General features: G+C 68.2%; 20 protein-coding genes and 1 pseudogene. 5 read left to right on the top strand and 16 right to left on the bottom strand.

From position 1 onward, the window contains the following. Window positions 1-214 precede the first annotated feature (214 nt). The gene (gene lipA / locus AC3WT6_RS11745) at window positions 215-1,186 is read left to right on the top strand and encodes a lipoyl synthase (RefSeq protein WP_492653759.1); all 972 of its coding nucleotides are present in this window, start codon (window positions 215-217) and stop codon (window positions 1,184-1,186) included. Next, window positions 1,183-1,655: pseudogene (locus AC3WT6_RS11750) on the top strand (GDP-mannose mannosyl hydrolase). Before lipA ends, AC3WT6_RS11750 begins: the two are co-directional and overlap by 4 nt. Window positions 1,656-1,665: 10 nt before the next feature. Here the strand turns inward: AC3WT6_RS11750 and cyoE are convergent. The 4 genes from cyoE to AC3WT6_RS11770 all read right to left on the bottom strand — a co-directional run bounded on the left by cyoE (window position 1,666) and on the right by AC3WT6_RS11770 (window position 5,019). Continuing rightward, window positions 1,666-2,559, bottom strand: coding sequence for a heme o synthase (cyoE, locus tag AC3WT6_RS11755; protein WP_492653760.1), 894 nt, complete (start codon window positions 2,557-2,559; stop codon window positions 1,666-1,668). Next, window positions 2,552-3,556, bottom strand: coding sequence for a COX15/CtaA family protein (locus tag AC3WT6_RS11760; protein WP_492653761.1), 1,005 nt, complete (start codon window positions 3,554-3,556; stop codon window positions 2,552-2,554). Before AC3WT6_RS11760 ends, cyoE begins: the two co-directional genes overlap by 8 nt. A gap of 69 nt (window positions 3,557-3,625) precedes the next feature. Further along, entirely contained in the window at window positions 3,626-4,261 is a 636-nt protein-coding gene (locus tag AC3WT6_RS11765) for a redox-active disulfide-containing membrane protein (RefSeq protein ID WP_492653762.1), read from the bottom strand. Between the two features lie 2 nt (window positions 4,262-4,263). Next, window positions 4,264-5,019 (bottom strand): SURF1 family protein, encoded by a 756-nt coding sequence (locus AC3WT6_RS11770; protein WP_492653763.1) that lies wholly within the window; start codon window positions 5,017-5,019, stop codon window positions 4,264-4,266. Window positions 5,020-5,082: 63 nt separating this feature from the next. Between AC3WT6_RS11770 and AC3WT6_RS11775 the strand changes: the two genes are divergently transcribed. Next, window positions 5,083-5,292 carry a twin transmembrane helix small protein gene (locus tag AC3WT6_RS11775; RefSeq protein ID WP_492653764.1) on the top strand — a complete coding sequence of 70 codons (210 nt, stop codon included), beginning with the start codon at window positions 5,083-5,085 and terminating at the stop codon, window positions 5,290-5,292. 150 nt (window positions 5,293-5,442) lie between these two features. Here the strand turns inward: AC3WT6_RS11775 and AC3WT6_RS11780 are convergent, their stop codons facing one another. The 9 genes from AC3WT6_RS11780 to bioB form a co-directional block, all read right to left on the bottom strand. Beyond that, the gene (locus AC3WT6_RS11780; RefSeq protein ID WP_492653765.1) at window positions 5,443-6,321 is read right to left on the bottom strand and encodes a cytochrome c oxidase subunit 3; all 879 of its coding nucleotides are present in this window, start codon (window positions 6,319-6,321) and stop codon (window positions 5,443-5,445) included. A 67-nt stretch (window positions 6,322-6,388) separates the two neighbouring features. Beyond that, the gene (locus AC3WT6_RS11785) at window positions 6,389-6,967 is read right to left on the bottom strand and encodes a cytochrome c oxidase assembly protein (protein WP_492653766.1); all 579 of its coding nucleotides are present in this window, start codon (window positions 6,965-6,967) and stop codon (window positions 6,389-6,391) included. Continuing rightward, window positions 6,964-7,095, bottom strand: a complete 132-nt coding sequence (locus AC3WT6_RS11790) for a hypothetical protein (protein ID WP_492653767.1) — start codon at window positions 7,093-7,095, stop codon at window positions 6,964-6,966. Before AC3WT6_RS11790 ends, AC3WT6_RS11785 begins: the two co-directional genes overlap by 4 nt. A gap of 5 nt (window positions 7,096-7,100) precedes the next feature. Continuing rightward, complete coding sequence (ctaD, locus tag AC3WT6_RS11795; protein ID WP_492653768.1) at window positions 7,101-8,732, bottom strand: cytochrome c oxidase subunit I; 1,632 nt, start codon at window positions 8,730-8,732, stop codon at window positions 7,101-7,103. A 47-nt stretch (window positions 8,733-8,779) separates the two neighbouring features. Continuing rightward, window positions 8,780-10,057, bottom strand: a complete 1,278-nt coding sequence (coxB, locus tag AC3WT6_RS11800; protein WP_492653840.1) for a cytochrome c oxidase subunit II — start codon at window positions 10,055-10,057, stop codon at window positions 8,780-8,782. Between the two features lie 10 nt (window positions 10,058-10,067). Continuing rightward, window positions 10,068-10,595, bottom strand: a complete 528-nt coding sequence (locus tag AC3WT6_RS11805; RefSeq protein ID WP_492653769.1) for a DUF2244 domain-containing protein — start codon at window positions 10,593-10,595, stop codon at window positions 10,068-10,070. Between the two features lie 55 nt (window positions 10,596-10,650). Then, a complete protein-coding gene (bioD, locus tag AC3WT6_RS11810) occupies window positions 10,651-11,340 on the bottom strand; it encodes a dethiobiotin synthase (protein WP_492653770.1) in 690 nt (229 codons plus the stop codon). A 5-nt stretch (window positions 11,341-11,345) separates the two neighbouring features. After that, window positions 11,346-12,545, bottom strand: coding sequence for an 8-amino-7-oxononanoate synthase (gene bioF, locus AC3WT6_RS11815; protein ID WP_492653771.1), 1,200 nt, complete (start codon window positions 12,543-12,545; stop codon window positions 11,346-11,348). A 45-nt stretch (window positions 12,546-12,590) separates the two neighbouring features. Further along, on the bottom strand, window positions 12,591-13,652 hold the full coding sequence (gene bioB, locus AC3WT6_RS11820; RefSeq protein WP_492653772.1) for a biotin synthase BioB: 1,062 nt from the start codon (window positions 13,650-13,652) through the stop codon (window positions 12,591-12,593). A gap of 130 nt (window positions 13,653-13,782) precedes the next feature. Between bioB and AC3WT6_RS11825 the strand changes: the two genes are divergently transcribed. Next, window positions 13,783-14,481: a ComF family protein gene (locus AC3WT6_RS11825; protein WP_492653773.1), complete on the top strand. Its 699-nt coding sequence runs from the start codon at window positions 13,783-13,785 to the stop codon at window positions 14,479-14,481. A 138-nt stretch (window positions 14,482-14,619) separates the two neighbouring features. Here the strand turns inward: AC3WT6_RS11825 and AC3WT6_RS11830 are convergent, their stop codons facing one another. Next, the gene (locus AC3WT6_RS11830) at window positions 14,620-15,891 is read right to left on the bottom strand and encodes a DSD1 family PLP-dependent enzyme (protein WP_492653774.1); all 1,272 of its coding nucleotides are present in this window, start codon (window positions 15,889-15,891) and stop codon (window positions 14,620-14,622) included. Window positions 15,892-16,109: 218 nt separating this feature from the next. Here AC3WT6_RS11830 and AC3WT6_RS11835 point away from each other — a divergent pair, with 218 nt between their 5' ends. Next, on the top strand, window positions 16,110-17,450 hold the full coding sequence (locus AC3WT6_RS11835) for a GDSL-type esterase/lipase family protein (RefSeq protein WP_492653775.1): 1,341 nt from the start codon (window positions 16,110-16,112) through the stop codon (window positions 17,448-17,450). Here the strand turns inward: AC3WT6_RS11835 and AC3WT6_RS11840 are convergent. Both AC3WT6_RS11840 and AC3WT6_RS11845 read right to left on the bottom strand, forming a co-directional pair. Further along, window positions 17,447-18,304 (bottom strand): alpha/beta hydrolase fold domain-containing protein, encoded by an 858-nt coding sequence (locus tag AC3WT6_RS11840; protein WP_492653776.1) that lies wholly within the window; start codon window positions 18,302-18,304, stop codon window positions 17,447-17,449. The two genes, AC3WT6_RS11835 and AC3WT6_RS11840, sit on opposite strands and share 4 nt — an antisense overlap. After that, the gene (locus AC3WT6_RS11845) at window positions 18,292-19,170 is read right to left on the bottom strand and encodes an alpha/beta hydrolase (RefSeq protein WP_492653777.1); all 879 of its coding nucleotides are present in this window, start codon (window positions 19,168-19,170) and stop codon (window positions 18,292-18,294) included. The genes AC3WT6_RS11840 and AC3WT6_RS11845 overlap by 13 nt, the downstream gene beginning before the upstream one ends. Window positions 19,171-19,174 lie beyond the last annotated feature (4 nt).

Here is a 19,174-nt window from a genome sequence, read left to right on the forward strand (position 1 = left end):
TGCATGGCCGATGGCGCTCGGCGGGACGAAGCCATGCTTCGCCCATTTCCGCCTCACCCCCGCAAGGGGGAGGGGAATGCATGGGCAATGGCGCTCGGCAAGGCGAAGTCAGGCTTCGCCAATTCCTGCCTCACGCCCGCAAGGAGGAAAGGAACAGGTATGCCCCGGCCGTTGGCCGTAAAATGCCCGCCTGCTCGCGTCTGGAAAGCCCTTCGTGTCCACTCCCACCCTGCCGCCCAAGCCCGCCCCCCTGGTCCCAGGAGTGAAACTGCGCGCCGCCGACAAGATGGCGCGCATTCCGGTGAAGATCGAGGCCACCACCGCGCCGCTGCGCAAGCCGCAGTGGATCCGCGCCAAGCTCGGCACCAGCCCGGAAGTGGAACGCATCAAGGAGATCCTGCGCGGCAACGATCTGCACACGGTCTGCGAGGAGGCCAGCTGCCCGAATCTCGGCGAGTGCTTCGGCAAGGGCACCGCCACCTTCATGATCATGGGCGACATCTGCACCCGTCGCTGCCCCTTCTGCGACGTCGCCCACGGCCGCCCGAAGCCGCTCGACACCGAGGAGCCGGCGAAGCTGGCGCGCACCATCGCCCAGATGCGGCTGCGCTATGTGGTGATCACCAGCGTCGATCGCGACGATCTGCTCGACGGCGGTGCGGCGCATTTCGCCGCCTGCATCCGCGAGGCCCGCGCGGCTTCGCCGAAGTTGCAGATCGAGGTGCTGGTGCCGGACTTCCGTGGTCGCATGGACCCGGCGCTGGCGATCTTCAAGGACGCGCCACCGGATGTCTTCAACCACAACCTGGAGACCGTGCCGCGCCTCTACAAGCAGGCGCGCCCGGGCTCGGACTACGAGTGGTCGCTGGACCTGCTGGAGCGCTTCAAGGGCCTGCACCCGGAGGTGCCAACCAAGTCCGGCCTGATGCTGGGCCTGGGCGAGGAGATCGAGGAGATCGAGCAGGTGATGCGCGACCTGCGCGCCCACGGCGTCAACATGCTCACCCTGGGCCAGTACCTGCAACCGAGCAAGCACCACCTACCGGTCGCCCGCTTCGTGCACCCCGACGAGTTCGAGCGCCTGCGGGTGCTCGGAGAAGAGATGGGCTTTGCCCATGTCGCCAGCGGGCCGATGGTGCGCAGCAGCTATCACGCTGACCAGCAGGCGCATGGCGTTCTGGCATGAGCTTGCCGCCGCTGGAGGCGCCGCTGCTGCCGCGCGCCGACTGGTTGCAGGTGGTGCGCCACGCGCCGCTGGTGTCCATTGACCTGATCCTGCGCGATGCCCAGGGCCGCGTGCTGCTGGGGCACGCGAGAACGAGCCGGCGCGCGGGTTGTGGTTCGTGCCGGGTGGCGTGATCCGCAAGGATGAGACCCTGGACGCCGCCTTTAGCCGCATCGCCCGCAGCGAACTGGGCGTGGCCCTGGAGCGCCGCCTGGCGAGCCTGCTGGGCGTCTACGAGCATCACTACACGACCAATTTCGCGCTGGAGCCGGGCGTCAGCACCCACTACGTGGTGCTCGGGCACAGCCTGGAACTGGACGGGGAATACGCTCCCGCCGACCGTCAGCACCGCGAACTGCGCTGGTGGCCGCTGGCGGAGCTGATGGCCAGCCCCGCCGTGCACGCCAACGTGAAGGCCTACTTCCCCTGAAGGCTTCTGCCTAGCGCAGGTAGTGGTCGGCCAGCAGCAGCATGAACAGGCCCATCAGATAGACGATGGAATAGCCGAAGGTGCGCATCTCCAGCCCCGGCACCGGCCGGAACTTCAGCCGCCAGGCATAGCCGATGAAGATCAGCCCCAGCGCCACCGCGCCAAACAGATACAGGAAGCCGCTCATGCCGCTGGCGAAGGGCAGCAGGGTGATGGCGAACAGGATCAGCGTGTAGAGCAGCACCTGGGTGCGGGTGTACTCGACGCCATGGGTCACCGGCAGCATCGGGATGCCGGCCTCGGCGTATTCGTCCTTGCGGGCGATGGCCAGCGGCCAGTAGTGCGGCGGAGTCCAGGCGAAGATGATCGCGAACAGGATCAGGCTGTACGGATGCACCTCGCCGGTCATCGCCGCCCAGCCGATCACCGGTGGGATGGCGCCGGCGGCACCGCCGATGACGATGTTCTGCGGTGTCGCCCGCTTCAGATACAGGGTGTAGATACCGGCATAGCCAACCAGGCCCAACTGGGTCAGCAGGGCGGTCAGCGGATTGACCAGGAACCAGAGGATCACGAAGCCGGCCAGGCCCAGCGCGGTGGCGAAGGCGATGCCGGCGGTGACGCCGATGCGGCCAGTGACCAGCGGCCGGCCGCAGGTGCGGGCCATGCGGGCATCGACCTCGCGGTCGATGATCTGGTTGATCGCGGCGGCAGCCGACTGCTGCAGGGTGATGCCCAGCGTCGCCCAGAACAGCAGCGCCAGCGGCGGCAGGCCGGGCACGGCCAGAAACATGCCGATGACCGCGGTCAGAGTGAGCAGCATCACCACCCGCGGCTTGGTCAGCTCGTAGTACTCGCGCAGCAGCGAGCCCGGGCCTACGGCCGTCACCACGGCGTCAGTCATGACGGCGCCCGAACACGGCGTGATTGAGCGCGACCAGCGTCAGCAGCAGCACCGCGGCGCCGGCGTTGTGGGCATCCGCCAGCAGCAGCGGCAGCTGGAAGTGCACCACGCTCAGGCCGATCAGCACCTGTAGCGTCAGCGCGCCGATCACCGCATGGCCGTAGCGGTACCAATGGCCACCACGGCGTATCAGGGCCAGGGCCAAGGTCACCAGCGCTAGGCTGAGCAGGATCGCCCCCAGCCGGTGGGTGAAATGGATGGTGACGCGCGCACGGTTGTCGAGCACGCCGTATTCGTAGTTGATGCCCAGGCCCCGCCATAGCGTGTAGGCCTCCTGGTAGTCGGTCTCCGGCAGCCAGCGGCCGTGACAGGTCGGCAGATCCGGGCAGGCCAGCGCCGCGTAATTGGTCGAAGTCCAGCCACCGAGGAAGATCTGCACCACCACCAGCACCAGCCCCAGCGCCGCCAGCTTACGTAGCCAGCCTGGCAAGGCCGGGCCGGCCGTGCTGCGCGAAGGGCGGGTCGCGAGCCACATCCAGGCCAGCAGCGACAGCGTGGTGAGACCACCAAGCAGATGCCCGGTCACCACCAGCGGCTTGAGCTGCCAGGTGACCGTCCACATGCCCAGCACGCCCTGGAATATCACCAGCCCCACCAGCAGCCAGGGCAGGACCTTGGGCGCACCCTGCCCGCGCAGGCGCAGCGACAGCAGGGCGAGCACCATGATCAACAGACCCAGGGTGGAGGCGAGATAGCGGTGGATCATCTCCTTCCAGCCCTTGTGCGCCTCCACCGGGCGTTCCGGGAAGGCGGCATTGGCTTCGGCGACGTGCTGCTCGCTGCTGGGCACGCCCAGATGGCCGTAGCAACCCGGCCAGTCGGGGCAGCCGAGGCCGGCGTCGGACAGGCGGACATAGGCGCCGAACACGATCACCACGAAGCACAGGGCGATGGTCAGCAGGTTGAGACGGCGGAAGGTCGGCATACCGGACAACATGGGCAAATCCGTGGGGGCGCCTGCGGGCGCGCGATTGTAAGGCTTCGTCGTTGGGCCGGCGCTGCCGGCTCAGCCGATGTGGGAGAGCTTGAGCAGATTGTTGAGGTCTTTCTGCAGACCCTTGAAGTCCTGCTGCACGGCAGCCTCGCCCTCGCCTACCGGCGGGTACCAGATCAGCCAGTTGCCGTGCGGATCGAGCACCAGCAGGGCGTTGGCGGGAAGATCGGCGAACTGCTCGAAGGCTTTCGGACCGGTCTCGGCGTCCAGCAGCCAAAGCAGTCCCGGCTGCTCGGCCTGCAGGCGGCCGCGCAGCTCGGCCAGCACCGCGGCATCGTCGGCGATCAGCAGGCGCTGCACCCGCTCGCGCTGGCGCCCCAGCGCCAGACGGGTCTGGCGGCTCAGCACCAGCTCACGGTGACAGACCTCGTCGCAGGGGCCGCGCAGCAACTGCACCAGACTCCATTTCTCGCGCAGCGGATCGCTGACCAGGGGCTGGCCGTCGGCATCGCGCAGCGCGATGGCCGGCATCGGCCGCGCTGGCGTCACTAGCTGGCCGTAGTTGGTGCGCGCGCCGCCGGGCCGCCAGTCGAACACGAACACCGCGACATAGGCGCTGACGAAGGGCGCGAAGAACAGCACGGCCAGCAGGATCAGCTGGGCGCGGGAACGGAGCTGCGAGTGGCCAGGTGGCGCGGAGGTGGTCATGGTCAGGCGGGCACTTTCTTGAGATTGAGTTTGATGAACAGCCCCACCAGGGTGGCGGCGAAAGCCCACCATTGTGCGGCATAGCCGTAGTGGCGCTGGGGAGGAATGGCATCGACGCCGGCCGGGCTCCATTCGCGGACGAAGCCGCCGGGCAGTTCCGGCGCCAGTTCCAGCAGGCCGTCGCGGGTGGTGGCGCCAAACCGGCAGCGCAGCTCGGCGAGGTCGGGATAGTTGACTCTTGGGGCCAGTGCGCCCCCCGGCGCGCAGGCGGCACCGGCCTGGCCCAGGCGCAGGCCCGGCTGCGGCAGCGTCCGCCAGTAGCCCTCCAGCCGCTGCGGGCCGTTCGGCGCCGGCGGCACGCTGGCAACATCCAGCGGCAGCCAGCCGCGATCGACCACTACCAGGCTGCCGTCGGCGAGCTGCAGCGGCGTCCAGGCATGCGCGCCGGGGCGGCGGTGGTGGCTCTGGTTGTCGAGCAGCACCGAGAGGTCCGAGCGATAGACGCCGTCGATATAGACCCGGCGCACCTCGCCGACCGCCGGCTTGCCGCTGTCGGCCAGGAGCGGCACTGGTGCCCGCGCGGCGGCGGCGGCATGGCGGTCCAAGAGGCGCTGCTTGGCCTGGCCGCGGCCGTATTGCCAGAAGCCCAGCGCGAGCATGGCGCCTCCGAGCAGCAGGGTGCCCAGCAGCGCCCACCAGGCGGGGCGGAAGCGGAGGCGCAGCTTGGGGGTGGCGGACGGCAGCGGAGACGGGTTCATGAGTTCAGCCTGGCGATGCGGATACCATGACCGCAACAGCCTTTAGCCGGTTCCGGTTTTCGCATGATCCCCAAGCTCGCCATCGTCGCTTTCCTGATCGCCATCGTCGTCGCGCTGTTCATCGGCATGTCCTATCTGATCCGCGATCCCAGCAGCCAGCGCCGCACGCTCAAGGCACTGACCTGGCGTGTCGGTCTGCAGGTCGGTCTGATCGCTTTCCTGGCCCTGGCCTACTTCCTCGGCTGGATCCAGCCGCACGGCCTGAAGCCCTAACGGAATTCCGCCGCGAACGGTTTCCGGCACCGGGAGCCGCATCAGGCCTTGCGCCGTCGCGCCAAGTTTGGAAGACGCCATTCCAGACTTGGAAACTGCGCCAACAAGAAAGCCCGGCAGTGCCGGGCTTTCTCGCGTCCAGGCGTTCGATCAGAGCACGTAGACGAACACGAACAGGCCGATCCAGACCACGTCCACGAAGTGCCAGTACCAGGCCACGCCCTCGAAGCCGAAGTGCGAGTCCGGCTTGAAGTGGCCGAGCATCAGGCGAATGGTGATGACGGTGAGCATCAGCGTGCCCAGCGTCACATGCATGCCGTGGAAGCCGGTGAGCATGAAGAAGGTAGAGCCGTAGACGCCGCTGTGCAGCGTCAGGTTCAGGGCGTGGTAGGCGTGGATGTATTCCACCGCCTGGCAGTACAGGAACACCACGCCGAAGGCCACCGTCGCCCACATCCAGAGGATGCAAGCCAGACGCTTGTTGTCCTTGAGCGCATGGTGGGCAAAGGTGATGGTCACGCCGGAAGACAGCAGCAGGCAGGTGTTGATGAAGGGCAGGCCCCAGGCCGACACCGTCTCGTAGTAGCCACCCAAATTGGCCGGGCCGTTGGACGGCCAGGAGGCTTCAAAGCCGGACCACAGCAGATTGGCGACACCCTTGGCACCTTCACCGCCGAGCCAGGGCAGAGCCACTTCGCGGGCGTAGTACAGGGCGCCGAAGAAGGCGCCGAAGAACATCACCTCGGAGAAGATGAACCAGGCCATGCCCATGCGATAGGTCATGTCCACCTGCTTGGAATACTTGCCGCCCTCGCTCTCCAGCGCGATGCCACGGAACCAGCGGAAGATCACGAAGGCCGCGAAGCCGCCGCCCAGGTAGTAGGGCAAGGGGCCGAGGTTCTTGTCTTCCAGCGAGGACCAGACGCCGATGATCAGCGTCACCAGACCAGCGGTGAGCATGAACGGCCAGGCGCTCGGGTCGGGGACGAAGTAGCGTTGTTGGCCGTTGGCCGGAGCGGGGCTGGACATGGCGATTCCCTGTTTGAGACCTGATGAAAAGTTGTGCGGCGAATTCTAGCGTCTGAGTCTGCGCGGCTCAGCCATTCGGCTTGGCGCTGCGCTGCGCCAGTTCGGTGACATCAAAAAACGTGTACGACAGCGTGACGGTGTGGACATCGGCCGGCAGCTCCGGGTCGAGCATGAAGCGCACCGGCATGTTCTTGGCCTCGCGGGCCTTGAACGGCTGCTGGTTGAAGCAGAAGCATTCGGTCTTCTTCAGGTGTTTGGCGGCCTTGCCCGGCGTCACCGCCGGCACCGCCTGCCCCACCACGTCCTGATCCAGCTGGTTCTCGGCGGTGAAGCTGACCGTGTAGAGCTGGCCCGGATGCACCTTCATTTCCGATACGGCCGGCTTGAACAGCCATTCCCGCCCGCCATTGACCACGGTCAGGAACTGCACGGTGACCTCGCGGCTCAGGTCCGGCTGCTCCTGCACGCTGGACACCAGCTGCATGCCTTTGTCGCGGCCGTTGAGCCCGGTCAGCTCACAGAGCGCGTTGTACATCGGCACCATGGCAAAGCCGAAGCCGAACATCGCCGCCGTCAGCAGCGCCAGTTCCCAGACGCTGCGCCGCTTGCGACGGCCGGTTTCGGCGGAGCCGGTGGGTTCACTCATTGGCGCTGCGCGACGGTGATCCAGACGAAGCCGGCCAGAAAGCCCAGGGCCAGCACGACGTGCACCAGAGCCAGGCGCAGGTTGCGCCGGGCCTGCTCACGATCCTGCTGCGGCAAGGGTTGGTTCATGGCGTTCAGTGCGCCTTGGCGGCAGCCTGGCCGGCGGCCACCGGCTCACCGTTGTCACCGACCAGCGGCGGATCTTCGAAGGTGTGGTAGGGAGCCGGCGAGGCCACCGTCCACTCCAGACCGTGGGCGCCTTCCCAGACCCGCTCCGGCACCTTGCCGTCGCGCTTGCCGAACATGCAGGACAGGATGTTGCCGATGAAGATGAACTGGCTGATGAAGAAAGCGAAGGCACCGATCGACGACACCACGTTGAAGTCGGTGAACATCACGTTGTAGTCGGGAACGCGGCGCTGCATGCCGGCCAGACCCAGGAAGTGCTGGGGGAAGAAGGTGAGGTTGATGAAAATCGCCGACAGCCAGAAGTGCAGCTTGCCGAGCTTCTCGTTGTACATGCGGCCGGTCCACTTCGGGATCCAGTAGTAGACGGCGGCGATGATCGAGAACACCGCGCCCGGCACCAGCACATAGTGGAAGTGCGCGACCACGAAGTAGGTGTCGTGGTACTGGAAGTCCACCGGGGTCACCGCCAGCATCAGGCCGGAGAAGCCACCGAGAGTGAACAGAAACACGAAGCCGAGCGCGAACAGCATCGGCGTCTCGAAGGTCATCGAGCCGCGCCACATGGTCGCCACCCAGTTGAACACCTTCACGCCGGTGGGCACGGCGATCAGCATGGTGGAGAACATGAAGAACAGTTCCGCCGCCAGCGGCATGCCGACGGTGAACATGTGGTGCGCCCAGACGATGAAGCTCAGAAAGCCGATCGAGGCGGTGGCGTAGACCATCGAGGCATAGCCGAACAGCGGCTTGCGGGCGAAGGTCGGGATGATGGTCGAGACGATGCCGAAGGCCGGCAGGATCAGGATGTAGACCTCGGGGTGGCCGAAGAACCAGAAGATGTGCTGGAACAGCACCGGGTCACCACCACCGGAAGCGGTGAAGAAGCTGGTGCCGAAATACTTGTCGGTCAGCAGCATGGTCACAGCACCCGCGAGCACCGGCATGGTGGCGATCAAGAGGTAGGCGGTGATCAGCCAGGTCCAGACGAACAGCGGCATCTTCAGCAGGGTCATGCCCGGCGCGCGCATGTTCAGGATGGTCACCACGACGTTGATCGCGCCGGTGATCGAGCTGATGCCCAGCAAGTGCACGGCGAAGATCAGCATCGGGAAGGCGTTACCGGTCTGCAGCACCAGCGGCGGGTACATGGTCCAGCCACCTGCCGGCGCGCCACCCGCCATGAAGAAGGTCGACAGCAGCATCGCGAAGCCGAAGGGCAGAATCCAGAAGCCCCAGTTGTTGACACGCGGCAGGGCGAGATCGCCGGCACCGATCATCATCGGCACCATCCAGTTGGCGAGACCGGTGAAGGCCGGCATCACGCCGCCGAAGATCATCACCAGGGCGTGCATGGTGGTCATGGAGTTGAAGAACTCCGGATCCACGAACTGCAGGCCGGGCTGGAACAGCTCGGCGCGGATCACCAGCGACATCAGGCCGCCGATGAAGAACATGATGAAGGCGAAGCACAGGTACAGCGTGCCCAGATCCTTGTGATTGGTGGTCTTGATCCAGCGCATGATCCCCTTGTCGGGACCGTGGTGATCGTGACCTTCGTGAGCGTGGGCGTGGGCCATGGCGAAACTCCTGCAATTCTCGAAACGGGGGGACCAGCGGGGCTTAACTAGCGGAGCGCCGCCACGTCGGAAGCCTGCACAACCGAGCCCTTGTTACCCCAGGACTGACGTTCAAAAGTGACCACCGCCGCGACATCGGCGTCGGAGAGCTGCTTGAACGGAGGCATCATGCCGCCACCACCGGGCTTGCCGTTGAGCACCTGCGACACATGCGCCTTGGCGTCGCCGTTGGCGACCTTGGAGCCGATCAGGGTGGGGAAATTCGGCGGCAGGCCGGCGCCGGTGGGCTGGTGGCAGGCCTGGCAGTTGGCCTCGTAGACCTTCTTGCCCTGCGCCATCAGCTCGTCCTTGGACAAGGCCTTGGCGGCGGCGGCCGGAGCCGGAGCAGCCGGAGCAGCCGGCGCGGGCGCCGCGGCGGCCACTTCCACCGGCGCCGCAGCGGCAGGCTCGGCGGCGGCGACCGGGGCCGGCGCGGCTTCGGTCAGCGCGGTGGGTGCCACGGCAGCCACTTCCACGCCCTTCTTCTGGGCCAGCCAGGTGTTGAACTCGGTTTCCGGCAGCGCCTTGACCACGATCGGCATGAAGCCGTGGTCACGGCCGCAGAGCTCGGCGCAGACACCACGGAAGGTGCCCGGGGCGTTGATCTTGGTCCAGGCTTCGTTGATGTAGCCGGGGATGGCGTCCTTCTTGATCGCCAGGTCTTGCACCCACCAGGCGTGGATCACGTCCTGGGCGGTGATCAGGAAGCGCACCTTCTTGCCGGTGGGCAGCACCAGCGGGTTGGTGACTTCCCAGAGGTAGTTGCCACCATCGACCTGGGCCAGTTCGGCCGGGGTCTTGTTGGCGCCCAGCTGGCGGGCGTGGTTGGATTCCGGCGCGAGCATCGACACGAACTCGTAGTCCTGGCCCACGTATTCGTACTTCCAGCCCCACTGAAAGGCGGTGATCTTGACGGTCAGCTCGGCATTGCGAGTGTCTTCCATCTTGATCAGGGTGCCGGCGGCGGGCACCGCCATGCCGATCAGGATGAAGAAGGGGATGATGGTCCAGATGATCTCGACCGTGGTCGATTCGTGGAAGTCCGCCGGCTTGGGATGCTTGCTGCGGCGGTGGTTGATGATCGAGTAGATCATGGTGCCGAACACGCCGACACCGATCACCGTCACCACGCCGAGAATCAGCATGTGCAGCCAGTGCACCTGGGCGCTGATGTCGGTCGCACCGACCGGCAGGTTGTATTGCGACCGGGCCGTCTCCGCGTGCGCGACCGCGCTGGCGAACGTGCCGGCCAGAAGACCGACCAGGGACCGCATCCACTTCGTCATCGACATCCCACTAACCTCCAGTTAAGACCTCTTGCGTCGGCGACTGCTCCGACTCCCCCGCTGGCGTGTAGGTCCACACCGGCGGCAGCAATTCTTTCAGGCGGCGATGCAGCCGCTCGCGTTCTTCATCGGTGAGGCAGCGCCCCAGCCGCAAAATCTGCCCCGCTTGCCGCAAGCACAGCTGGCTGGGCTGGTGCCGGTTACCTCCCGGCAGCAACTCGACGCGGGTCCAGGCGCGTGGCCAGTCGATCTGCGCCACCGCTCCCGCCTGCATCCAGCCGTAGCCAACCCGCACCCGATCCGCCTCGAAGTCGATGACCTCGCGATAGCGGTTGCGCCGCAGGCTCACCCACAGCGCCAGACCCAGCGCGCCCAACTCCAAACCCGCGAACGGCAGGATAGGCCACAAGCCCTGCAACGCGAATCCGATGGCCACCGGCAAGGCCGCCGCACTGACCAGGGCCATGAAAACCAGGGCCTGGCGCGGACTCAGCGAGGCATTGGGGCCGATGACCAGACGGGTGTCCGAGACATGCATGGGATTCGCCTTGCAGTACCTGCGGAAAATACCGCAGCCACAAAGCCGCCGCATTTTAGAGCAGCGAGGGCTTGGCTTCCAAGGGCGGGAGTAGCCGCGGCAGCAGGTTTTCCGGCGCCGCCCCCCCTGGCCGCTGCTGCCACAGTGGGGCACCCAGGAAGTTTTCCAGGGTTTCCAGATTGCCCTGTAGCCGGGGCAGGTCCGGGTCGCGCAGGTTGGCAACCCAGCCGGTCAGCCGGGTCCGGCGACGGATCGCCTCGGCCGTCAGCAGGGCGTGATTGAGGCAGCCCAGCCGCAGCTCCACCACCAGCAGCACCGGCCAGCCCTCGGCGGCCACCCAGTCGCCCAGGCAGAGGTCCGCGCCCAGCGGCGTCAGCCAGCCCCCCGCCCCTTCGGCGATCACCAGACGGTGCTCCGCCGCCAGCCGGGCATGGGCCGCCCGCAGGCGCGCGGGCTCGATGCGCTCGCCCCGCTCCGCCGCCGCCAGATGCGGGGCAATGGCCGGGCCATAGGCATAGGGATTGACGTCCTGGTACGCGGCGGTGCTGCCGCTGGCGGCGATCAGCGCCAGCGCGTCCTCGCTGCGCAGGCCCTCCGGCGTCTCGATGCAGCCGGAGGCCAGCGGCTTGTAGCCGCAGACCTTCAGCCCCTCGCTGCGCAGGCGGCGCAGCAGGGCGCTGGCGACATAGGTCTTGCCGGCATCGGTGTCGGTGCCGGTGACGAACAGGGTCTGGGACTTGGCCACCGCGCTCACGCCGCCGCCAGCGCCTCGGCGAGTGCCGCCAGCAGGCCATCGACCTCGGCCTCGGCGTGGGCGGCGGAGAGGGTGATGCGCAGCCGCGAGGTGCCGGCCGGCACCGTCGGCGGCCGGATCGCCGCCACCCAGTAGCCGCGCTCGTAGAGCGCGCGCGACACCGCCAGTGCCCGCGCCGCCTCGCCCAGCACCAGCGGCTGGATCGCGGTTTCGGAGTCCGACAGCGGCAGGCCCAACTGGGCAGCACCGGCGCGGAAGCGGGCGATCAGCGCCCGCAGCCGCTGTCGTCGCTCCGCACCGTCCTCGCCACGCACCAGGGCCAGCGAGGCGCGGGTGGCGGCGGCCAGGGCCGGTGGCGGCGCGGTGGAGAACACCCAGGTACGGGCGCGCTGGATCAGGTATTCGATCAGGGTTTCGCTGCCGACGATGGCCGCACCGGCGGTTCCCAGCGCCTTGCCGAAACCGGTCATGACAATGTCGGCCTCGGCGCCACTGGCTTCCAGCGCGCCGCGCCCGCTGGCGCCGAGCACGCCGAAGCCGTGGGCGTCATCGACCATCAGCGCCGCGCCGTGGCCTGTCGCCAGCCTCGATAACTCGGGCAAGGGCGCCAGATCGCCATCCATGCTGAAGACGCTGTCGGTGGCCACCAGCCTCAGCGAGCCGGGCTCGGGCAGCGGCGCCTCCAAGGCCCGCGCGTAGGCGGCGACCTGGGCATGGGCGACGCGGACATAGCGCGCGCCCGACAGCCGGCCGCCGTCGATCAGCGAGGCGTGGTTGAGCTCGTCGGCGATCAGCACGTCCTCGCGCCCGAGCAGGGCGCGCAGCACGCCGAGATTGGCGGCCCAGCCGGAGGAGAACAGCAGGGCGCGCGGCCGGCGCAGGAAATCCGCCAACTCCTCTTCCAGCGCCGCGTGCTCGCGGTTGTAGCCCGACACCAAGGCCGCCGCACCACTGCCGGTGCCCTGCTCCAGGGCCTTGCGCGCGGCCGCCGCGAGGCGCGGATCGCCGGCCAGGCCCAGGTAGTCGTTGGCGCAGAAATTCAGGCAGGCGCGGCCGTCGACAACGATGCGCGCGCCGTGGCCGCCATCGACGATGCGCCGCAGCCGGTACAGGTCGGCGGCGCGGATCTGCTCCAGCTCCGCCGCCAGGCGCCGGTCCAGAGGCGACTCCACCGCAGAGGCTCCATCCACTTTCACGCTCTCCTTGCTGACCCCGGCGCCGTGGCGCGGGCGCGATTCGTCTCAGCCGCAGCAGGAGGTCAATGCCGCCGCCGCACCGGCTCCGCAACTGGCGCCCGCTTCGGCAGAAGCCGTAGGCGCCACCGCGCCCTCGGTCTGGATGCCCAGCTGTACCAGCAGCGCGCGGTCGCGGCCGTTCTGCGGGTTCTCGGTGGTGAGCAGCTTCTCGCCGTAGAAGATCGAGTTGGCGCCGGCGAAGAAGGCCAGGGCCTGGGTCTCGTCGCTCATCGCGGTGCGGCCGGCGGACAGCCGCACGTAGGAGGCCGGCATCAGGATGCGCGCCACCGCGATCACCCGCACGAACTCGATGCCGCCCAGCGAATCGGCGCCCTTCAGCGGCGTGCCGGCGACCTGCACCAGATCGTTGATCGGCACGCTTTCCGGGTGCGGGCTTAAGTTGGCGAGCTGCTGCAAGAGGCCGGCGCGGTCGGAAAGCTCCTCGCCCATGCCGACGATGCCGCCGCAGCAGACCTTCACCCCCGCCGCGCGGACATTGGCCAGCGTGTCGAGGCGGTCTTCGTAGGTGCGGGTGGAGATGATCTTGCCGTAGTACTCCGGCGAGGTATCGAGATTGTGGTTGTAGTAGTCGAGCCCGGCGCCGGCGAGGCGCTCGGCCTGCGCCGGCTTCAACATGCCCAGGGTCACGCAGGTTTCCAGGCCCAGGGCCTTCACGCCACGCACCATCGCCTCGACGCGCTCCAGGTCGCGGTCCTTCGGGCTGCGCCAGGCGGCACCCATGCAGAAGCGGGTGGCGCCGTTGTCCTTGGCTTCGCGGGCGGCTTCCAGCACCACCTCGACGTCGAGCAGCGGCTCCTTCTTCAGGCCGGTCTCGAAGCGCACCGACTGCGGGCAGTAGGCGCAGTCCTCGGGGCAGGCGCCGGTCTTGATCGACAAGAGGGTCGAGAGCTGCACGCTGTTCGGCTTGTGGTACTGCCGGTGCAGGCTCTGCGCCTGGAACAGCAGGTCGTTGAACGGCAGCGCGAACAAGGCCTCGACCTCGGCGCGGGTCCAGTCGTGGCGGAGGGCGGGCTGGGAGGCAGGAACGGAGGAAGCGTCGGCGGCCATGATTCGATTGCGGATTGCGGATTGGATTGCGGATTGCGCCTCAGCGCCCCGCAGCCTGACTGTAGGCGGAGGCCAGCCTCCAGGCCTACAGTGAGCGTCAGTGTCGGCAGCAGAACGGGAGGCTGTCAACTTGAACTGGACTTCGCTGGTTGACGGCTTGCTACCCGCCCACTGCCAATTCTGTGGCGAGGCCGGAGCTGCTCCGGTCTGCGCCGCCTGCCAGGCCGACCTGCCCTGGAACCAGCCCGCCTGCCCCGGCTGCGCCCTGCCCGCGCCACTGCCGGACCTGCCCTGCCCGGCCTGCCAGCACAAGCCGCGCGCCTTCGATGCCGCCTTCGCCGCCTTCCGCTACGCAACGCCCGGCAGCCAGGCGCTGCAGGGCTTGAAGTACGGCGCCCGCTTTCACGAGGCGCGCTGGCTGGCCGAGAGCCTGGCGACTGCCTTGCGCCAGCGCCAGGCAGCGCTGCCGCAGCGACTGATTCCGGTGCCGCTGCACCCTGGCCGGCTGCGGCGGCGCGGCTACAACCAGGCGCAGGAACTGGCTCGCCAGCTCGGCAAGCGGCTGGACATCCCGGTTGCTCCGATGCTGGCGCGGCGGCTACGGGCGACACCCGACCAGATCGGCCTGAGCGCGCCCCAGCGCCGGCTCAATCTGCGTGGCGCCTTCGCGGTCGGCAAAGAGGTCGCCGGCCTGCATGTGGCCCTGCTCGACGATGTGATGACTACCGGTGCGACGCTGGACGAGCTGGCGCGCGCCTGCAAGGCCGCCGGAGCGGCGCGGGTGGAGGCCTGGGCGCTGGCGCGTCAACCGCTGGGAGGCAGCCAGTGAGGACGGCAGACCTAGCCTCCCCTACCCTGTAGGGGAGGTGGCGCCGAAGGCGTCGGAGGGGTTCCGCCTCCGAGCGGAAAACCCCTCTGTCGCTCACGCGACATCGCCCCTGCATGCAGGGTCGACAAACTCCAAGGATCAGCCGCTGAACACCGGCCAGTGATCAACGATCTTGCCGCCGCGCACCGCCAGCAGATCGCCGAACTGCAACAGCACGCCCTCGACCTGGGTCGGCCGGAAGAACACCTGGTCGTCCACCTGCAAGCCCGCCGAGGCGGAGGCGTTGACGATCTCCTGATTGGAGCTGTGTCCGTAGATGGAATTGAACTGCAGGCCCTTGGGCGATTCGTAGTCGGCCATCCAGTAGCCGCCGTAGATGAAATAGGTCTGGCGCTGGTTGACGTCCCACCAGGAGAAGATGCGTGACTTCTCATCGAGCGCCGGAATCTGCACCGGCCCGGTGGCCTTGAGCACCGGGGTGGCGATGTAGACCGCCGGCTGGTGGTCGGCCAGGGTGGCGAGGTCGTAGTGGCTGGGCTTGAGCAGGCCGGTGCCCACCGAGATGTCGTTGCTCAGGGTCTCGGTCTCGTGCAGCTTGTAGGTGGGGCTGCCGGCGGTATTGAGGGTGAGCCCCTCCTTCCAGAGGCCGGGATAGTCCCGGCGAGTCTGGTCCACCGCCGCCTGATAGCGGGCCATCACCTTGACCAGCAGCTCCTCCGGCGTGCCCAGCGCGCCCGGCACCAGGGCGACGAAGGGGTCGTAGCCCATGAAGCCCGCGAACTCCAGTTGCTCCGGATGCTCCGAGATCAGCTTGAGGACATAGGCCAGCGGCAGGCCGGCCGACAGGCCACCGCGGTGCAGGCCGACATCCAGTTCCAGATTCAGCTTGAGCCGGGTGCCCAGACCCTTGGCGAGATCGAGGTACTGCGCGGCGCGCTCCGGCGTGTCAATCAGCCACTGCAACTGGCGAGCCGGGTCGAAGGGGCCCTTGAGCGTCTTGTAGAACAGCTCCGCCGAGCGCACCGGCAGCGGTTTGCCGAGCAGCAGGTCGGCGCCGGGAAACATCTCGGCGTCGTGGTTGAGAAAGGGCTGGTGGAAGGACATCAGCCGGTTGGTGCCGGCGCGCTTGCCGATGTATTCGAGCAGCTTCGGCGAGGGCAGCGATTTTTCGACGATGCGGTAGTGCCGGCCCGGCTGCTTCTTCACCGAGGCGGCGACCAGGTCGATGTTGTGATCGAGACGGTCGAGGTCGATGACCAGGCTGGGGCGCATCGGGCCATTGGCCTTCAGCTCGGCATTGAGGGTACGGAAGTAGTCGTCATAGGGCGCGCCCTGGTCCTTCGGCCGCGCCGCGTATCCGCCCGCCAGGGCCAGACCACCCAAACCCAACAGCACCGTGCGCCGCTTCATGTCTTCGCCCTGTTCGCAACTGCTTGTGTGTGAGAAAGGCCCAGCGCCGCCGACTGCCTGCTGGCGATAGGGCCGAATGCGGCTTGCAATATCCTCGCCGGAGAGCACCCAGGGCAACTGCCGTACTGGGGAAAAATTAGCTCTGCCACTTGCCGCGGTGGACCTCGCCGCTAAGCTCGCGACTGAACAACGGCTCCTTAGAAGCCGTGGAGGAGTCCATGAAGTTTCGTCTCGCCCGGCGCGCCGTCGCCACCGGACTGTTGAGCCTGCTGCTGGCCGCCTGCGCCGGCGGCGAGGACGGCGCCGCCGATCAAGCCCGCTACCAGGCCAGCCTCCACGAAGCCGGCTGGGTCGGCGCCTGGTCGGCCGCGCCCTACGGCCCCTATCCGCAAGGCCCGCTGAGCAGCGTGCTGCCGGTCGATCCGCTGGGCGCCATCACCCTGTTCGAAAACCAGCAGGCGCGCGAGCAGAGCTTCCGCATGGTGGTGCACCCCACGCTCGGTGGGCAGCGCCTGCGGCTGCGCTTCTCCAATCTGATGGGCGGCCGGCCGCTGCACCTGGAACCAGTCAGTGTGGCGCTGCGCGCCGCCGGCCCGGCACTGCTGCCCGGCAGCGCCAAGCCGGTGCTCTTCGCCGGCCAACCGCGCGTGCTGATCGCGCCGGGCGCGGAGGCGATCAGCGATCCCCTCGACTTCGCCTACGACTACGGGCAAGACCTCGCGGTGTCCTTCCACGTGGTCGGCGAGAGCGGGCCGATGACCTGGCATGCGGTGTCCTTCGGACTCAACTACGTGAGCCTGCCGGGCAGCGGCGACCGCACCGCCGACGCCACGGGCCTGCTGTTCGGCCAGACCAGCCTGGGCTGGTTCTTTTTGAGCGGCGTCGATGTCCACGCGCCCGACTCGCCGGGCAGCCTGGTGATGCTCGGCGACTCGATCACCGACGGCGCCTACGAGGTGCCGGAGACCAATACCCGCTGGCCCGACTTCCTCGCCGCGCGGCTGGACGCGCTGAGCGCCAACATGGGCGTGCTCAACCAGGGCATCAACAGCAATACCGTCACCCGCGCAGGCATACTCGAAGGCGAGCTGTTCAAGGGTCCGGCCGCCGAGGACCGCTTTCAGCGCGATGCGCTGGACCGCTCCGGCGTGCGCGGCCTGCTGCTGTTCGAGGGCACCAACGACCTCACCTCGGGCGTTTCCGGCGAGGCGCTCTACGCCGGCCTGCGCAGACTGGTGGACCGCGCCCATGCCGCCGGCCTCTGCGTGGTGCTGGGCACCCTGATGCCGCGCGACGACCTGCTGTTCGGCTGGGATCGCGCGAGCATGGAAGAGCAGCGCCAGTGGGTGAATGCGCGCATCCGCAGCGACGGCGGCGTCGAGGGCATCGCCGACTTCGACGCGGTGATGGGCAGTCCGCTGGACGCGACCCGGCCGCATCCGCTGCTGTACTCGCCCGACCTGCTGCACCCGACCTCGGCGGGCTTCTACGTGATGGCCCAGGCGGTGCCACTGGAAGCCCTGGCGCCGCCACCCGTGGGTCGCTGCGCGCGGCGCTAGGGCCGCAACTCGCGGCGCAGGAACTCCACCGCCGCCAGCATCGCCCCCAGCTCGGTGGCGCTGCGCGCGTGATCGCCGCCGGGCACCACGTAGAGCTCGCTGCGCACGCCGGCCGCCAGCAGGGCACGGTGATAGGCCTGGGCGTCGGCCAGCGGCACCAGCTCGTCGCGCGCGCCGTGGTAGAGGAACACCGGCGGATCGCCGGCGTCGATGTTGAGCGCCGGCGAGGCGGCGGCCACCCGCTCTGGCAGCAGGCTCAGCTGGCCGCCAAGAAAATTCAGCACCGCCGGCTGCTCCGGGTAGCGGCGCAGATCGGCCGGCGCGCCACCGGCCACCACCGCGCGCAACCGGGTTTCCGGGCTCTCGCCGACCGCGCCCAGCAGCGCCGCCAGATGGCCGCCGGCGGAATAGCCGAAGGCGCCGATGCGCTCGGGATCGACGCGGTACTCGTCAGCCTGCGCGCGCAAGGCCTTGAGTGCGACGCGCAGGTCTTCCAGCGGTGCCGGAAAGCGCCAGTCCGGCAGCACCCGGTAGTTGAGGTTGACCACCACGTAGCCACGCTCGGCAAAGCCGCGGGCGATGCCGGCCATGCTCTTTCTGCCCTCGGCCTGCGCCCAGCCGCCGCCGTGGATCAGCAGCAGCGCCGGCCGCAGGCCGGGCGTATCCGGCAGGTAGACATCAGCCTTCAAGGTCTGCGGCCAGCCGCGCGGGGTGTAGCTGAGATCGCGCAGGACGCGATAGGTCACCTTGCCTTCCGAGGGCGCTCTCGTTTCCGGCGCCTCCACCTGCGCCCAGGCCGGCGCGGCCAGCGCCGCCAGCAGCAACAGCCAGAGTGCTGGCTTCAGCGCAGCCACCGATCGAGGAATTCCAGCGCCGCGTCCACCGCACCGCCGTCGGTGAAGATGGCGCCGATGTGGCCACGGCCACGCAGGACGTAAAGCTCGTTGGGCACCCCGGCGGCGTCCAGCGCGCGGTGGTAGTCCTCGGCCTGATCGAGCTTCACCAGGCCGTCCATGCCGCCGTGGTAGAGGAACACCGGCGGATCGCCGGGCTTGATCTGGAGAATCGGCGAGGCGGCGTGGTAGCGCTCCGGAAAGGTCTGCTGGTTGCCGTTCAGGAACTGCAGCACCAGGGGGTGCTCGGCGACCTTGCGCAGATCGCTGGCGGTGCCGCCCGCCACCACCGCCTGCACCCGGGTTTCCGCAGTATTGCCCAGCGCACCGAGCATGGCCGCCAGATGACCGCCGGCGGAATAACCGAAGCTCGCGATACGGTCGCTGCGCACGCCGTACTGCTCGGCGTGGGCGCGCAGCCACTTCAGGGCCTCCTGCAAGTCCTCGAACGGCGCCGGCCAGTGGTACTGCGGGGCATAGCGGTAGTTGACGTTCATCACCACATAGCCGCGCTTGGCCAGACGCTCGGCGATGGAGGCCATCAGCTCGCGACGGTCCGGGCCTTCCCAGCCGCCGCCGTGGATCAGCAGCACCGCCGGCCAGTGCAGCGGCGGGAACATGATCGAGCGCGGACCGGGGTCGGGCGTGTAGATGTCGGCCTTCAGGACCTCGGGCCAGCCGGGCGGCGAGTAGATGACGTCGCGCGCGATCTGGTAGCGGGTATGCACCTCCGGCTTGGCCGGCGCCTCCGGCCGGCCGAGATGGCTGGCGCAGCCGGGCAGTGCCAAAAGGCAGGTGAGCAAGAGCGAGATGGGCAGCAGGCGCATGGGA

The sequence above is a fragment of the Stagnimonas sp. FW305-C-60 genome, assembly GCF_058782965.1.

What these genes read in the sequence shown, in the direction of transcription:
- AC3WT6_RS11780 (WP_492653765.1), bottom strand. Translation starts at nt 6,321, where the DNA reads ATGTCCAGCCCCGCTCCGGCCAACGGCCAACAACGCTACTTCGTCCCC.
- cyoE (WP_492653760.1), bottom strand. Translation starts at nt 2,559, where the DNA reads ATGACTGACGCCGTGGTGACGGCCGTAGGCCCGGGCTCGCTGCTGCGC.
- AC3WT6_RS11770 (WP_492653763.1), bottom strand. Translation starts at nt 5,019, where the DNA reads ATGAACCCGTCTCCGCTGCCGTCCGCCACCCCCAAGCTGCGCCTCCGC.
- coxB (WP_492653840.1), bottom strand. Translation starts at nt 10,057, where the DNA reads ATGACGAAGTGGATGCGGTCCCTGGTCGGTCTTCTGGCCGGCACGTTC.
- AC3WT6_RS11805 (WP_492653769.1), bottom strand. Translation starts at nt 10,595, where the DNA reads ATGCATGTCTCGGACACCCGTCTGGTCATCGGCCCCAATGCCTCGCTG.
- AC3WT6_RS11845 (WP_492653777.1), bottom strand. Translation starts at nt 19,170, where the DNA reads ATGCGCCTGCTGCCCATCTCGCTCTTGCTCACCTGCCTTTTGGCACTG.
- AC3WT6_RS11775 (WP_492653764.1), top strand. Translation starts at nt 5,083, where the DNA reads ATGATCCCCAAGCTCGCCATCGTCGCTTTCCTGATCGCCATCGTCGTC.
- AC3WT6_RS11785 (WP_492653766.1), bottom strand. Translation starts at nt 6,967, where the DNA reads ATGAGTGAACCCACCGGCTCCGCCGAAACCGGCCGTCGCAAGCGGCGC.
- bioB (WP_492653772.1), bottom strand. Translation starts at nt 13,652, where the DNA reads ATGGCCGCCGACGCTTCCTCCGTTCCTGCCTCCCAGCCCGCCCTCCGC.
- AC3WT6_RS11765 (WP_492653762.1), bottom strand. Translation starts at nt 4,261, where the DNA reads ATGACCACCTCCGCGCCACCTGGCCACTCGCAGCTCCGTTCCCGCGCC.
- ctaD (WP_492653768.1), bottom strand. Translation starts at nt 8,732, where the DNA reads ATGGCCCACGCCCACGCTCACGAAGGTCACGATCACCACGGTCCCGAC.
- AC3WT6_RS11790 (WP_492653767.1), bottom strand. Translation starts at nt 7,095, where the DNA reads ATGAACCAACCCTTGCCGCAGCAGGATCGTGAGCAGGCCCGGCGCAAC.
- AC3WT6_RS11835 (WP_492653775.1), top strand. Translation starts at nt 16,110, where the DNA reads ATGAAGTTTCGTCTCGCCCGGCGCGCCGTCGCCACCGGACTGTTGAGC.
- AC3WT6_RS11760 (WP_492653761.1), bottom strand. Translation starts at nt 3,556, where the DNA reads ATGTTGTCCGGTATGCCGACCTTCCGCCGTCTCAACCTGCTGACCATC.
- AC3WT6_RS11830 (WP_492653774.1), bottom strand. Translation starts at nt 15,891, where the DNA reads ATGAAGCGGCGCACGGTGCTGTTGGGTTTGGGTGGTCTGGCCCTGGCG.